The 14,829-nt window shown below is 55.4% G+C and carries 16 protein-coding genes; 11 read left to right on the top strand and 5 right to left on the bottom strand.

All coding sequences use genetic code 11. The annotated features are described in order from the left end of the window. The 11 genes from ACOTX2_RS18000 to ACOTX2_RS17950 form a co-directional block, all read left to right on the top strand. Nucleotides 1-1,122 (top strand): CS1-pili formation C-terminal domain-containing protein (locus tag ACOTX2_RS18000; RefSeq protein WP_421625953.1); only part of this gene is annotated, 1,122 nt, incomplete at its 5' end. After that, nucleotides 1,100-2,698 carry a hypothetical protein gene (locus ACOTX2_RS17995; RefSeq protein ID WP_022646584.1) on the top strand — a complete coding sequence of 533 codons (1,599 nt, stop codon included), beginning with the start codon at nucleotides 1,100-1,102 and terminating at the stop codon, nucleotides 2,696-2,698. The genes ACOTX2_RS18000 and ACOTX2_RS17995, both read left to right, overlap by 23 nt. Before the next feature lie 6 nt (nucleotides 2,699-2,704). Beyond that, entirely contained in the window at nucleotides 2,705-3,358 is a 654-nt protein-coding gene (locus ACOTX2_RS17990; protein ID WP_006812468.1) for a hypothetical protein, read from the top strand. 73 nt (nucleotides 3,359-3,431) lie between these two features. After that, on the top strand, nucleotides 3,432-3,626 hold the full coding sequence (locus ACOTX2_RS17985; RefSeq protein WP_022646586.1) for a hypothetical protein: 195 nt from the start codon (nucleotides 3,432-3,434) through the stop codon (nucleotides 3,624-3,626). 23 nt (nucleotides 3,627-3,649) lie between these two features. Further along, nucleotides 3,650-3,835 (top strand): hypothetical protein, encoded by a 186-nt coding sequence (locus tag ACOTX2_RS17980; RefSeq protein ID WP_001196016.1) that lies wholly within the window; start codon nucleotides 3,650-3,652, stop codon nucleotides 3,833-3,835. A 67-nt stretch (nucleotides 3,836-3,902) separates the two neighbouring features. Then, the gene (locus ACOTX2_RS17975; RefSeq protein WP_063148189.1) at nucleotides 3,903-5,999 is read left to right on the top strand and encodes a peptidase domain-containing ABC transporter; all 2,097 of its coding nucleotides are present in this window, start codon (nucleotides 3,903-3,905) and stop codon (nucleotides 5,997-5,999) included. Beyond that, a complete protein-coding gene (locus ACOTX2_RS17970; RefSeq protein WP_063148188.1) occupies nucleotides 5,996-6,745 on the top strand; it encodes a hypothetical protein in 750 nt (249 codons plus the stop codon). Before ACOTX2_RS17975 ends, ACOTX2_RS17970 begins: the two co-directional genes overlap by 4 nt. A 6-nt stretch (nucleotides 6,746-6,751) precedes the next feature. Beyond that, complete coding sequence (locus ACOTX2_RS17965; protein ID WP_023298992.1) at nucleotides 6,752-8,002, top strand: HlyD family secretion protein; 1,251 nt, start codon at nucleotides 6,752-6,754, stop codon at nucleotides 8,000-8,002. An 89-nt stretch (nucleotides 8,003-8,091) separates the two neighbouring features. After that, nucleotides 8,092-8,871, top strand: coding sequence for an MBL fold metallo-hydrolase (locus ACOTX2_RS17960; protein ID WP_063148187.1), 780 nt, complete (start codon nucleotides 8,092-8,094; stop codon nucleotides 8,869-8,871). Between the two features lie 25 nt (nucleotides 8,872-8,896). Further along, nucleotides 8,897-9,883 (top strand): GlxA family transcriptional regulator, encoded by a 987-nt coding sequence (locus ACOTX2_RS17955; protein ID WP_063148186.1) that lies wholly within the window; start codon nucleotides 8,897-8,899, stop codon nucleotides 9,881-9,883. Between the two features lie 123 nt (nucleotides 9,884-10,006). Next, nucleotides 10,007-10,336: a hypothetical protein gene (locus ACOTX2_RS17950; protein WP_022646592.1), complete on the top strand. Its 330-nt coding sequence runs from the start codon at nucleotides 10,007-10,009 to the stop codon at nucleotides 10,334-10,336. On the opposite strand, the gene ACOTX2_RS17945 is transcribed toward ACOTX2_RS17950, so the two are convergent. The 5 genes from ACOTX2_RS17945 to ACOTX2_RS17925 form a co-directional block, all read right to left on the bottom strand. Then, on the bottom strand, nucleotides 10,314-11,117 hold the full coding sequence (locus ACOTX2_RS17945) for a DUF4225 domain-containing protein (RefSeq protein WP_022646593.1): 804 nt from the start codon (nucleotides 11,115-11,117) through the stop codon (nucleotides 10,314-10,316). The two genes, ACOTX2_RS17950 and ACOTX2_RS17945, sit on opposite strands and share 23 nt — an antisense overlap. A 175-nt stretch (nucleotides 11,118-11,292) precedes the next feature. Beyond that, nucleotides 11,293-12,381 carry an AAA family ATPase gene (locus tag ACOTX2_RS17940; protein WP_063148185.1) on the bottom strand — a complete coding sequence of 363 codons (1,089 nt, stop codon included), beginning with the start codon at nucleotides 12,379-12,381 and terminating at the stop codon, nucleotides 11,293-11,295. Between the two features lie 145 nt (nucleotides 12,382-12,526). Continuing rightward, nucleotides 12,527-13,486 (bottom strand): YbgA family protein, encoded by a 960-nt coding sequence (locus ACOTX2_RS17935; protein ID WP_022646596.1) that lies wholly within the window; start codon nucleotides 13,484-13,486, stop codon nucleotides 12,527-12,529. A gap of 102 nt (nucleotides 13,487-13,588) precedes the next feature. After that, nucleotides 13,589-13,999, bottom strand: coding sequence for a hydroxyisourate hydrolase (uraH, locus tag ACOTX2_RS17930; RefSeq protein ID WP_046621820.1), 411 nt, complete (start codon nucleotides 13,997-13,999; stop codon nucleotides 13,589-13,591). A gap of 99 nt (nucleotides 14,000-14,098) precedes the next feature. Continuing rightward, a complete protein-coding gene (locus ACOTX2_RS17925) occupies nucleotides 14,099-14,824 on the bottom strand; it encodes a MerR family transcriptional regulator (RefSeq protein ID WP_022646597.1) in 726 nt (241 codons plus the stop codon). Between the last annotated feature and the right edge of the window lie 5 nt (nucleotides 14,825-14,829).

The raw sequence follows: 14,829 nt of genomic DNA, 5'->3' as shown, positions 1-14,829 counted from the left end.
CTCGATATCTATGAGAGCAAGGGCAACACCTGGGGCGCCTCCTTTAGCCTGCCGTCGTTCGGCCTGCCCTCAGCGGGCAACCTGAGTCTGATGCGTCAGGAGGACGACCTCTATCGCTATAAACGCTATCAGCTGGACTACTCCCAGGGGTTATACGCCGGTCGCTACGGTACAGCGCGCCTGCGGGTGGGGATGTCGCGCAACAAATACGACGGGTATTACGAAGAGAAAGATCGCTACGTGATGCTCGATTTCGCCATACCGCTCGGCAATACCGTGTCGGTTGGCGTTTCCCACAATCGCGATACCGGCACGGCGCTGAACGTCAGCGCCAGCCGCCAGTTTGAAGGCGATTACCTGAAATCGGCCACCGCCAACGTCTCCAAAGCCTTTAACAGCCGCCAGGATCGCAGCGTAAGCGGCGGCGGCAGCGTGAACTTCGACACGCCGTGGAACAGCAACATCCTCAGCGTCCAGAGCGGCATGAGTAAAGGCTGGAACTCCACGCTGACCAGTGACGGCAGCGTGGGCTGGTCCAAAGAGGCCATCGCCGCCGGGAAAGGCACCGAAAGCGCAGGGGTGATTGTCAGTACCGGTCTCAAATCTGATGAAGCGCTGACCCTGAAGCTTAACGGCCGGGCAGAACGCATCAAAGGGGATAAAACCTGGCTGTCGCTGCCGGCATACCAGGCTTATGACCTGGAAGTGATGAACAGTGAAACCGGTACGGAAAGCTATGAGATTGGCGCGAATGCGCGTCGCCATATCACGGTTTATCCGGGCAATACCGTGGTGATGAAGCCGCAGGTGAAGAAAATCGTCACCCTGTTTGGCCGCCTTGTGGATGCAAACGGCAATCCGATTGGCGCCACGCAGATCAAAAACCACGTTGGGCTGACCCGGACGGAGAACGACGGACGCTTCGTGATCGACGTTGATAAGAACAACCCTGTCCTGAGTATCGCCACGCCGGACGACAGCGTCTGCGAAGTGCGCCTGGACATTGAGTCTAACCGCGGTGCGCTGTGGCTCGGGGACATCTCCTGCGACAAAGGCGATTTCGTCTGGCAGGAAGCAAAAGGAACGCAGGAACGTGACGATGAAAAAGATATTCGCTCTTAATTTGCTGCTGATGAGCGCGGTGGCCCATGCGCAGGAGCTGCCCTATTTCGCCATTAATAATCCGGACAATAACGGTACGGGAAACAGCGCGGGGCTGTTTAGTCTGAACAGCACCTCGACCGCGTTTTTACACGGTTCGCGTGAGTGGCCGACGCTGAGCGCGAAAACGAATAACGGTATCGCCACTTACATCCCGGACAACAGCTACAGCGGTCCGGCAGGCAGCGCGCTGACCATCGACTTTTCGGTGACCGGTTCCAGCGCCTCTCCGTTCTTTAAAGGGACGGCGTGTTCCTCGTCCTGCGGCAACACGGGGTACACCCCGACGACCCGCTATACCGATACGTCGATGGTGGTCAAGCCGCCGGTGATGGAGCCCGGCACGTCATACGGGCGCTGGGTCCTGGGCGATCCGTTCTTTAACTATCTGCTCAACGCCGCGCCAGGGGATGAAGTGACCATCACCTCCACGCCGCAAATCAGCTCCATCAACAAAGTGACCACCACCAATACGCTTCACAAGGTGGGCACGCTGACCATGACCAACTCCAGGGCGCTCAACCTGGGGATTGACCCGATCAGCGGCGAGGTGACGATAGTCGATGGATCAACGGGGGCCACCTGCACCAAATACACCCGCAACACGATCTCTGGCGTGCTGTGCGACCTGCTTGAATACACGTTTGTTGGGGAAGATATCTCCGGTTACAACGGGGGGCTGGCGCTCACCTCTTCCCGCGTCAACAGCGTGCTGCAATCGCACATGAACGGCGGCACCGGGCTTGCCGCCGAGCTGACCTTCGATGAAAACACCTGGTACAGTATCTCCGGCGGTATCCTGAGTGATACGCGTGTCCTGGCAAACACCTTCCTCGCGGCGCCGCAGAAAAACGGCGGTAAAGCGTACCTTAAAATATTTTTGCCGAAAGCGTTAATTCTGAGCGTGGCGCAGGCGGGGGACGGCAGCAGCATTGGCAATATCGTCAGCCTGTGCCTGACGCCCGGCAACAGCTCGCTGGCGGCGGATTTCTGCTTCCAGCCGGGGGGCGGCCTGGTGATTAACCCTATTCAGCCGGGGCTGGAGATTACGCCCGACAACCCGGATTACGCCCTCGATCCTGACGGTCTGGGCGGCTCCGGGAAAGGCGCCATCGGCGAAACGCCCATTGAGATCCCCTACACCATCACCTACAGCGGGGCGCAAAAAGATGCGGCGATTGCGGTCACGGTAAAAGTCACCGGGCCTACTCAAAGCCTAAATGGGGTGGACTACTGCGCCTTCAGCGGCAACGGCTTTACGGTTCCCATTCCGGGCAACGTGCTGGTGGGGAAAAGCCAGACGCGCATGGCGCATAACTGTAAAGGCGAGGTACTGTCGATCCCGGCGCCGGCCACCCATGCGGAAGAGTGGGACAAAATGAGCTCCGGCGTGACCGATATGTGGCTCTGGAAAACGCCGCTGATCCTCCAGTTCGTTATGGATAATCCGGTATCGAAGACCACCTATGACGGAAATAGCTGGTTTGGCGAAGTGACCGCGCAGGGAAGAATAGATGTTAGCGCATCCTGGAATTAATCAACCATGACTGGAAAATTCCTGGCTATTTTTGCAATAAATTGCTTCATTTCCACAGGGGCAAATGCTTTAATTATCGAAAGTCTGAATATTGATTTTCTTCCCGAAAGAGAAGTTGTTTTTCAGCCGATAAAAAACGATACCAGCGAACGTCAGAATTATACCGTTTCGCTTATTCAGGTAGACGTTCCTAAAGAGAAGGGAAAAGAAACCGAAATAAAAGACGGCGAAGTCATGTATTCGCCTAAGCAATTAACGCTGGGGAGCGGTGAGCGCGCGGGTTTTAAATTTTACTATACCGGCCCGCATGACAACAAAGAGCGATACTATCGCGTAAAATTCACCGAGACGCCGCTCCAGGCAAAGGTCATCACGCGCAAAGGCCAGCGCATCCAGTCGGATGTGGTGGTCTCGCTTGAGGCTATTTTGATTGTCCGTCCATGGACACGACATTTTGATTATGCGTTTAGCAACGGGGTGGTGAGTAATACCGGGAATACCTATTTTAAATATGTTTCCTCGGTCGGGTGCAGTACGCAATACAATAATTCAAAATATATTCCTCCGGGGCAACGGCTGGAAATAGATAATGCCGGGCAGGCTGCAAGACGAATGATTATTTATGGCAATAAAATCATTCCGCTGACCACCTGCCCGTAGCAACCGCTTTCCTTCATAAAAGGAAATTAGCCTTTAGCATCATGCTAAAGATCCATCACTACAGGAGATAAAAATGAAAGCGATTTCATTCGTAGAAGCGAAAGACATTATTGGCGGCGCGTTAAACCCGTTCGCTGGTCTGGTTAAAGGTGCACAGCTGGGTTACGACACTGGCGCCAGCATCATGGGCATGGTTGGCGGTGTGGTTGGCGGAGTTCTGGGTGGCGCAATGGGCTTCCTGGGCGCGCTGGTTGGTAGCTACAACTAATTCACGTTTACAGGAAAAGTATCATGCAAGTTATCGATTTCAAAAAAGCACAGGCCATCATCGGTGGTTGGGATCCGTTTGCTGCCGCTATTCAGGGCGCAAGCGCGGGCTATAACGCGGGCAGCCAGATGTTAGGCGCGCTGGGCGGCACCATCGGTGGCGTATTCGGCCTGGTGGGCGGCTTCATCGGCGGTTTCTTCAGCGCCTAAGCGAGAAGCACGTTGTACGCATGGCCCGCATTGCCGGGCCATTTTTTTATTTCAGCCACGGATCATTATGTTTTCGCTCTTTCAGTATAAAAAACAGGGTAAGACCCCTGTTATTCGCCAGCATGAATTTACCGAATGTGGACTGGCCTGCCTGGCGATGGTGTTGGGGCACTATGACCACCATGTCTCCGTCAGCCAGCTGCGCCGGGAGATTTCCGTTTCCGCCGATGCGGGAACCTCAATGGCGGAATTGTTGACCCTTGCCAGCGATAAAAATATGTCTGGCCGGGTGCTTAAAGGCGAAATCACTGAAATAGAAACGTCTGAGCTGCCGCTCATCGCCTTCTGGCGCGGCAACCATTTCGTGGTCATCGTGAAGATCGACAGCCGCAGCGTGACCGTTCACGACCCGGCCAGCGGCGTGCGTCGTTACCGCCTGAAAGAGGCAGAAAAACTGTTTTCCGGCTATGTGCTTGAGCTTAAGCCCACGCCGTGTTTCGAAAAGAAATCCCCGGATGAAAAGCTCACGCTTGGCCGGTTAGCCAATAAATCTCCGAGCCTGTTCCAGCGGCAGCTGCTGCTGTTTGTGCTCTGTATTTTTACTCTCATCACCATGCTGGCGAGCCCCACCTACGTGCAGCTGATTATGGATGAGGCCATTTCCCGCAGCGACAGCGATCTGGTGATCCTGCTCACCGCGATCTTCGCTATCGTCTTTATCTTTGAAGTCATCGGTAAATTCCTCAAGCAGCTGCTTGAGATCCTGATGCGTAACATTGCCTATGACGATTTAAGCCAGTCCGTGCGCCACTACATGCTGCGCACCCAGACCAGCTGGTTCCGCTCGCGCCCGCCGGGCATCGTGCTGGCTATTGAAAAATCGCTCCACGCCTGCGCGGAGTTCATCAGCAATGGCTACGTGCAAATTCTCTTTTCCAGCCTGATCGCCGTCACCAGCCTGCTGTTTATGCTGCTGTATAACGTCAAAATTGCGCTGCTGACGATGCTGCTGATGGGCGTGTTTTTCCTGATCCGCTTTTCGCTGATCGGCCCCTATCAACGCGCGGTGGATGACTCCATCGAGCGTACCGCCCAGTATGAATCTCTGCTGGTAGAGACACAGAAAGGGATCATTACGCTCAAGGCGAACAATATGGAGCAGGCCCGGGATGCGGTGATGGACAAATCCCAGCGCGAACACATCGCCGGGCTGATGCGTAAAGAGCGGCTGCTGGCCCGCTTTGACGTGGCTTCGCTGCTGGTGATCAATGCCGAGCAACTGCTGGTGGTCTGCTTTGGCGCGTGGCTGATCCTGGAAGGGCAGATGAGTATCGGGATGCTGTACGCCTATATCAGCTATAAGCGCTATTTTTCCGATGCCATGGTGCAGGTGGCGCAGAAGCTGCTCGACAAAAATGCCCTTAAGGGGCCGCTGGATCGCGTGGGCGACCTGCTGTTTGCCCCCTCTGAAACCAGCCAGTTTGGGAAGCGGATTGTCACCTCGCCGGTCTGTCTGCAATTTGAGGATGTCTCATTTGCTTATCCAGGCCGGGAGGCCACGCTACAGCATATCAACATGACCCTGAAGCAGGGCGAAGAGGCGGTGATTGTGGGCCAGAGCGGGTCGGGAAAAACCACGCTGCTGCGTCTGATCTCCGGCATGTTGCTGTCATCGTCTGGCACGCTGCGGATCAATAAGATCCCCATTGAAGAGTGCGATCTTTCCTCGCTGCGCCAGCACATCCGCATTGTTCATGCAGACGATATTCTCTTCACCGGCTCGATTCTGGACAACATCGCCTGCTTTGACAGCGCGCCGGATAAAGAGCAGGTCATCGCCGCGTGTCGGCTGGCGGAAGTGGACCACGTCGTCGCCCGTCTGCCGCACGGTTACGAAACGGAGATGCTGCCGGGGAACACCTTTTTTTCGGCCGGGGAGATGCAGCGTCTGGTCCTGGCGCGCGCCCTGTACAGCCAGCCTAAGCTACTGCTCTGCGACGAAGTGACGGCGAACCTGGATAAGACCACCGCGCAAAAGGTGCTGGCGAACCTGCGTAGCCTGGGGATTGGGCTGGTGTTTGTCACCCACTCGCCGGACGTGGTGGGCTGCCATGGTCGTCTCTATACCATGGAAAACGGCACCCTGCGGGAGAGTGCGCCATGATGTTTCTGCCGCGTCTCTATGCCCGACTCTGCGCGCGCCAGGCCGGACGCACCTTAATGGCAAACCGGATTGCGCAAAACTACAGCCAGTTTATGCCCTGCCCGGAGGCCGATGTGCCGGCTGATTTTCTGCATCAGAACGCCCATGAGCTGAGCGGGTTTAACTTCGTGGAACAGATTTTCCCGCCCGCGCTGTGGGCGCGCAACGTTCGCTTCGATCTGCATGCGTACATGGCGCAGTGGACGCAGGATCAGGGGTTTTACAGTTCGCCTCGCACCCTGCTTCTGGGCATGCGCTGGGCGGGCTTTGGCCTGATTATGGATGCGCTGCTCGCCACCGCGCCAGATGATGTGCGCTTTCAGTTTATTACCCGTCACCCTGCGCTGCACAAGCTGATGGCCACACACGACGGACGGCGCGCCGGCTCGTTTTTCGCCCCTCAGCGCATGGTGACGGTGCTGCTGATGGATGAACGCCTGCCGGATGCGCCGCTGTTCCCAATTCAGGCAGGCGATCGCAAGGCGTGGTTAACGGACGTCTCCACGCGGTTTTTATCCCGTTATGGCTACAGCGTCCGAACGCTGCTGCCGGTCTGTTCGCTGCACGCGGCAGAGTTTGGGCTGGAGAGCCAGGCGTATGCGCCAGAGGATTACCGTCTGGCCGCCGCCGACACGCTGAACGCGCTGCGCAAAACCCCCACGCTCTGGAGTGGATGGGACGATCTTTCAGTGATTTATCATGGATGACATATCGTGAAATTAAAAAACCGAAGCCGACAGCGTCGGGCGCTAATCCCGCACCACTTCTCAAAAAGCTATCAAATCAACGCGCCGCGGCTGAAAACCGTGCTGACGCTGTTCATCGCCTTTTTTCTCTGCCTGCTGGTCTTTGCGATTGCTTTCAACTTTTCGGAAACCACGCTGGCACGCGGGGTGCTGATCCCGGCGCAGGGCGATGTGGAGGTGCGCGCCAGAGAGTCCGGAACCCTTGTTGATTTTGCCGTCCGGCCCGGCCAGTACGTGAAGGAAAACGATCCGCTGTTCACCGTGTCGCAGGACTATGGCGGCAAGCAGGGCTCGGTGGTGCAGTTTGACCGCCAGCAGATGGAAGCGGAGAAAAAGCGCAGCGAGCAGCGCATCCAGGCCATTGAGGACTCGATTGCGTCGTATCGCAAAAATCTTGCGCAGCAGCTGGCTCTCACTGACAAGCAGATCGCCGTTTCCCGCGATAAGGTGAAGAAGCTGCGCGCGCTGTTAAAAAACAGCACCGACACCTACGAGGCGTGGAAATCCGTCTCCGGGAAGGGCTATGTCTCCAAAGTGGATCTCGATAAAAGCCATAACGATGTGCTCAACGCCCAGCTCAACCTGACGCTGGAGGAGAGCACTATTCTTGAGCTTGAGGCGCGCAAAACCAGCCTGACCGACAGCACCCAGTCGCAAATTGACTCGCTGAGCGAGGAGCAACTGTATGTGAAAAACCGCATCAGCGAAATCGATCGCAACCTGTCCAGCCGGGGGAGTTCCACCATGGCGATGCTGGCCCCTTCAGATGGCTACGTGGTGGCGATTAACTTCCCGCCAGGCCGGGCCATTACGCAAAACAGCGAGGTGGTGGTGGTGATTCGTAAAAATACCGCGGCGACGATGGAGGGGTACCTGTATGTTCCGGCAACGGGGGTGGGGCGCGTGGCGAAAGGCGATAAGGTCAAGCTGCGCTTCGACTCCTGGCCCGTGGACAAATACGGTTCCGTGGAGGCGACGCTGTCCGATTTCTATGAGGTAAACATTGATGCCCATTCGGCGCTGATCCCGCTCCAGGAAGGGCAGAACTACTACCTGGCTAAAGTGCGCGTCCCCTCCTGGTTTACCGACCCGGACAAGAAAAAGCGCATGCTGATGGGCGGGATGACGGTGAACGCCGATATCGTTATCGATCGTAAACCGCTTATCAATCTGCTGATTGCGCCGCTGGAAAGGGTGCGCAAGCGGTTTATCGATTGACCCGATTTCATCGATCATCGCCCTTTAGCCCACATTCTTAACGGCACCCTGGGGCTATTCTCCTTCTCATACCAACCGGAGGATAGCCCATGAACATTACGCAAATTCGCAATGCCACCCAGCTGATCACTTACGCGGGAAAACGCTTTTTAATCGACCCAATGCTGGCGCCAAAAGGTGCTTATCCGGGTTTTCCCGGCACCGCGCGGGCCGATATTCGCAACCCGATGGTCGAGCTTCCCGTTGACGTTCAAACGCTGCTGGACACCGATGCGGTGATCGTCACCCATACCCATGACGATCACTGGGATCAGTATGCCGTTGAGCTGATCGCCAAAGACAAGCCGATCTACGTGCAAAATGATAGCGATGCCGCGCTGCTGCGCGGACAAGGCTTTCACAACCTGACGGTCATGACCGACGAAACGACGTTCGGCGATATCCGGATTGCGAAAACTTATGGCGGCCAGCACGGCACTGACCGCGCTTACGCCGTGCCGGAGCTGGCAGAGCGTCTGGGTGAAGCCTGCGGCGTGGTCTTCCGTCATCCCGATGAGAAGACGCTTTATATCGCAGGGGATACCATCTGGCGCGACGCGGTTGCGGCCGATCTACAAAAGCATCAACCGGACGTTGTCGTGCTCAACGCTGGTTACGCCCACGTCATCGGGTTTGGGCCAATTATCATGGGGGAAGAAGATCTGCTTAACGTGCATTTCCTGTTGCCGCAGGCGAAAATCGTGGCGACCCATATGGAAGCTATCAACCACTGCCTGCTGACCCGCCGCGCGCTGCGCGAGTATGTTGACGCCAACGAGATAAGTGACGCGGTGAGCATTCCTCAGGACGGCGAAACCGTTATATTCTGAGTGTTAAAGGGGAAAGGAGAGACAGATGCCGCTTGTTAACGTTGCTATTGTCGCGGTGGACGGGTTTAGCCCGTTCCACTACTCCGTCCCCTGCATTCTGTTTGGCGATACGGTATCCGGGGAAAAGCGCTTTAACGTCACGATCTGCGCTGAAAAACCGGGATTCCTGACCTCGAAAGACGGTTTTGCCCTGCATGCGACGCAGGATTTTTCCGCGATCGCATCGGCTGAAATTGTGGTTGTACCCTACTGGCAGCACGTACTGGAGCGCCCGCCTCAGACGCTGCTCGACAGCCTGATTCAGGCCAGAGACAACGGGGCGGAAATTGTTGGGCTGTGTCTGGGATCGTTTGTGCTGGGCTATGCCGGCATACTCAGCGGCAAACGGGCCGCCACCCACTGGGAGTTTGAACACCAGTTTCAGACGCTGTTTCCGGACGTTCGACTGGACATCAACGCGCTCTACGTGGACGACGGCAATGTGATCACCTCGGCAGGTACCGCCGCCGCGCTCGACTGCTGTTTGTATATCATCCGCCAGCGCTTTGGCAGCGTCGTCGCCAATCAGATTGCCCGCCGGATGATCGTCCCGCCGCACCGCGAGGGCGGGCAGGCGCAGTTTATTGCGCAGCCTGTGCCGAAAGATACCCGCGACGGGCGGATTAACTGTCTCATAGACTACCTTCAGCAGCACATTTCCGAGCCGCATAACCTGGATTCGCTGGCGGACGTGGTGTCGATGAGCCGACGCACGCTGACCCGCCATTTTATCAAGGCGACGGGCATGAGCGTTGCCGACTGGCTTACCGCCGAGCGCCTGCGGCGCAGCCAGATCCTGCTGGAGTCCGGCAGTCTGCCAATCGAAAGCGTCGCTGAGCAGGTGGGGTTTTTATCAGCGGTGACGTATCGGCAGCAATTTAAGGCGCGCTTTGGCGTCAGTCCGGCGGAGTGGCGTAAGACGTTTCGCGTTAAGCCGTTTGCAGCGAAAAATAATGCTGGCGAGATGGAATAAAAAGACGTGGGCGACTTCTTTGCCTTTAAAGCGGACGGTAATGGGTATGCATCAGACGGGTTACAAGCACTTCTCTTCCGGTTAAGATAATCCACGTTACTTTCCAGAAGAAAAGGTAGTGGCATGAACAATATTGAAACGCAGTTACTTGAATCAGGTTTCACCGTAAAGGAATTAGCGTATCTGAACCGAAACGTTAGCCGTTATGGTTCATCCCTGCTCGAGGTGGTGCTTGAGTTGGGCAAGCGTTTCATCATGGTACTGTGTATTACTGCGGCTGTGGCTCTGATTTTCCTGGCGCTTCTTTTTTTCGCTGAACATTACAATATTGTTTCCGGCGGTATTTCTCTTTTCATCGTATTGATTATTGCCTGGTTTTTTCAACCCCCAATCATTGCTTACAAAGCCTGGCGCTTCAGAAAGAAATACATTAGTTCTGGCCAGACGCATTAGAAATTAAATCAAACGAGACTTTTGCAGAGACACCCCAGCCGACAATTTTCATAGTGAGCGCTGCGCGATTCATTCCGTCGACTTTGCGGTAGAAATCCAGCGGGAGATAACGAAACAGACGCCATGATTCGGGTTTCCGGATGGCGCCAAATACCGTATAGACGCTTGCTGCCAGGCTTACGCTATTGAATACCCCAAGTGCTGATTCACGTTTAAATCCCATAAACTGAGCGATATCCATGACGCCATCTGCCAGCATACCTTCGGAGTTTGGTTGATGTTGAAGCGTTCTGTTAATTTCTTTTGAAATGGCATTTGCACCATCCATAACCAGAATCGCTCCTGCAAGCGCACCCACTGGATTCATTGTCATCATTGCACCAACACCTGCAACAATCTGTAACCCTGAAAGCACAACCTTAATCGATGAGATAACGTAACCGACGACTTTGTTATTTTCTTTAACCAGTTCAATCTGAGCAAAAAGCTGAGCTGTACGGGAGCGAAGCATTCTGCTTTGCTCAAGAAGACTTTCGTTCTCAGCCCGGATGTTTTTCAGGCATTCCATGCACTCCTCATCACTTCTGGCTGCCCGGGTAGCACTAAATTGTTGCATCACAAACTGCCGAATATCATCCATAAATTTAATCCGTGCGAGTCCGTCGCTGAGATGTTGCCCTCCGACAATATTCGCAGTATTGATGAGCTTGCGGGCTTCAAGATTTATCATTGTTTCAGCCCATGCGCGGGCGTTCTGACCAGGGAAAAGTACAATATCCATTTTAATTTTCTCATCTGATAACCAACGTTTACAGATTATCCTGGCATCAGAAACTGGCAACAATAAATTTGATAATCTGTCGCGAGCGCAGAATTCGCCGAAGGTATATACCGACGGAAATCATCTTCGTCGTTGATGGCGACCTTGAAAGTGGTGACTGCATAAAAGAAATGCATTACCCCAGCCGCTCCATCCGCGTCTCCCCCTCCACCATCGACAGCTGATACAGCGAAAACGATCGGTGCTTCTCAATCAACTGCGCCAGCTCCGGCGAGTGGCTGGTGAGCCAGATCTGCGAGTAGCGGCTGGCCTCGGCAATGAGGCTTGCCAGAGCGGGCAGCATCTGCGGATGCAGGCTGTTTTCCGGTTCGTTGAGGGCGATAAATGCGGGAGGGCGCGGGCTTAGCAGCGCCACCGCCAGGCACAAAAAACGCAGCGTGCCGTCGGAGAACTCTGCCGGTTCCAGCGGTCTGCTTAGCCCCTCGCGCTGCATCATCATGCGGAAGCGCCCGCCGGTGTTGTCGCTGTAAAACACGCAGCCGGGGAAGGCCTGGTCGAGAATGCGTATCAGCAGCAGCTCGTCGCCAATTTCGACAATGGTCTGAAACGCGGCGGCCAGGTTCGCACCGTCGCTGGCCAGCACCGGGGAACGAAAACCCACCTGCGGCGCACGGATCGCCGAGCCGGATGAGACGGAAAACTCATGATAAAAGCGCCAGTTACGCAGGGACTCGCGCATCTGCGACACTTCGGGATAGAGGTGCGGTTCGCCGAGCTGCCCGAACACCGACTCGTTCTCATACAGCGTACCGCTGTGGGTCACTTTTTCGTGATGCACGTTGTTCAGGAAAACCGCCTGATTCTTACGCTTCATCAGCTGTGACGACGGACGACGGTGCTGGCCGCTCAGCCAGATAGATTCCTCTTTGATCACCGGATCGAGCTGAAACTGTGAGGGATAGGGCAGCTTTTCCACGAACCCGACCTGAAGCTCATATTCATAGGTTTCCGTTTCCACCGCCAGGTTCATGCGCCGCAGCTGGTCGCTGCGGGTTTTGCCCGCCCAGAACACTTTCAAAATTCCCCCCTCGTTTGCCAGCGCCTGGGAGAATTGCCCCTGCGCCGCGCTGTGCATCAGGTAAATCGCTTTATAAATATTGGATTTTCCGGTGCCGTTGGGGCCGAACACGATGTTGAGCTGTTCCAGCTCAAGCGACATATCGCGAATTGAGCGGTAGTTCTGAATATGCAGATTTTTGATCATCGGGGTACTCCGCTGTGCATGCTTAACCTGTACAGAATTACAGTATTTTACGCTGAGCGCAAAAAAAAGACGACAGTGAGGGTGTCGTCTAAACGGGGTACAGCTTTGGGCCTCTGTGGGTCAATGGGCCTTCGCTTCTTTCTTATCAGGTAACGGCCAGACGCAGACCCAAATCATCAGGATAGGGATCAAAGTAGTTTTGCGTCATCAGGTACCGGTCAGGGTATTCAGCCAGATAATGCTTAAGCAGCGTCAGCGGCGCGAGGATCGGCAGCAGTCCGTCCCGGTAATGCAGGATCACATCACGCAGTTCTCCGCGCTGGCGGCTGTTCAGCTGGTTACGGAAATAGCCCTGAATGTGCATCAGCACGTTAGTATGATTCTTCCGCGAAGCGGGTTTTTTCAGGATATTCATCAGTTTGTCGCGATAGGCCACGAAAAACGCGTCCAGATCGTCCCACTCATGCAGTGATGCCACAAACGGACCAATCTCACGGTAGCCTGCCTGATGGTGCGCCAGAAGCTGAAGCTTATAGCGGCTGTGAAAGTCCAGCAGGGCACGGCGCGTCAGGCCATTTTTACGCATTACGTTCAGTTCGTGGAGAGCAAAAACGCGCTCAACAAAGTTTTCCCGCAGTACCGGATCGTGCAGGCGACCGTCTTCTTCGACGGGCAGCCAGGGGAAAGTTTCAAGGAGGGCGGCGGTGAACAGCCCGACACCCTCCTTGCGGCCCCGGTTGCCGTTTTCGTCGTACAGCCGCACGCGCTCCATGCCGCAGCTAGGGGATTTTGCACAGACGATAAACCCTGACAGATCGCCGATTTTCGGCAGATAATCTGCCGTAAATGCGGCCATCTTCTGCGTGACGTCATCGTGCGGCGCTTTGCTGAACCGCATTTCTGTCTCGCCGCCAGTGGTCATCACCAGGCGCAGCGCCGGACGAGGCGTGGGCAGGCCGATAGCCATTTCAGGGCATACCGGGCGGAAAGCGACCCACTGCGCCAGCTCATCCATCACAAAGCCCATACGCTTATGTCCGCCGTCAAAGCGAACGGCGGAACCGGTCAAACATCCGCTAATACCCAGCACAGGTTTTGTTGTCATGATGTGCACCTCCCGATCTCATATCTAAAAGTTACACAACAATGCGTATTTGTCCAAGTATTGACGGGATTATTTTTTAATCGTCTTTAAAATCAAGAGCAATCAGCTGCCCTTGTAAGTTGAGTAACCGTACTGGCTGAGCAGAAGCGGGATGTGCAGTTTTTCATTGGTGCGGGTGACGGTGAACAGCACCGGCACTTCCGGGAAGAAGGAGTCCAGCTTTTTGCCGTGGAAGTAATCTGCGGTTTTGAAGGTCACTTTATACACGCCTGGCGCCATATCCTGATCCTGCGGATAGAGCGATTTGATGCGCCCGTCGTGGTCAGTTTTACCGCTGGCAATCGGGGTCCACTTGTTCTGCTCCTGCTTTTCCAGCGTGACGGCCACATCTGCTGGCGGCATACCGGTTTGCTGGTCCAGAACGTGGACGCTCAGGGTGCCTGCCGGGGCGCTGAACGCGGCAGGGGCGAAAGCCATTGTAGCCAGTATCATCAGAGGGAGTGTCTTTTTCATCGTGTTTTCCTGTTGAGTTGTCGGTGACAGGAAAACGTTAGCACTCGCTGCGCGAAAAAATATTCAACTTTTCGTGAAGTTTGCCACAGCAGAAAATAATCAGAGGATAATTACCTCAAGGGAAACCTGCTGCTGCCACTGCGCAACCTGCTTTTTCCGCGCGGCGGTAAGTTTACCGCTGGTAACCAGCAGCCATTTGCGATCCGGAAAAATTTCCGGGGCCAGCGCGGCAGGGGGAACCGGCAGTATGTCGATGCGGTGGCCCTGGCCGGTGCGCGTCAGGGCTTCAAGCCAGATCTCACACGGGTCGTTCAGATGCCAGCCGCTGATGAGGATGTTATCGCCCGGCGCTTTTTTATCGCCCTCAAGGCAAAACGAGGTATAGGCGATGAGGATGCCGTCGAGGATCTCACGCAGCGTCATGGCGGCGGCGACGTTGGCCGATATCTGGCTGCGCAACGGACGCAGCACGTTAGTGACCAGCTCTGGCCTTGGGTATTCGCGTCCGGCGTCGTAAATCATCTGACGCAGGGATTCAATTTTCCCCTCCTGCAACTTTTGCAGCATGGCCTGTTGCAGGGTTTGCCAGTTATTGGCGCGGCGCGGCACAGGACGTTCCAGCAGTGATTTTACCTGGCCGATGGGTACGCCTTTTTTAACCCAGTCGAGGATTTTCAGCGCCTGCTGAACGTCCTCATCGCTGTACAGGCGGTGACCGCCGTCCGTACGCTCGGGTTTGAGTAATCCATAGCGTCGCTGCCACGCCCGCAGCGTGGTGGCGGTGATGCCGCTGAGTCTGGCGAATTCGCCGATGGAGTAAGCCATGTCTG

This window comes from Enterobacter cloacae complex sp. IR5412, from assembly GCF_049237385.1.
GTDB lineage: Bacteria > Pseudomonadota > Gammaproteobacteria > Enterobacterales > Enterobacteriaceae > Enterobacter > Enterobacter intestinihominis.
The sequence above is the reverse complement of the archived record's forward strand: the minus strand, read 5'-3'. Positions and strand labels throughout refer to the sequence as shown.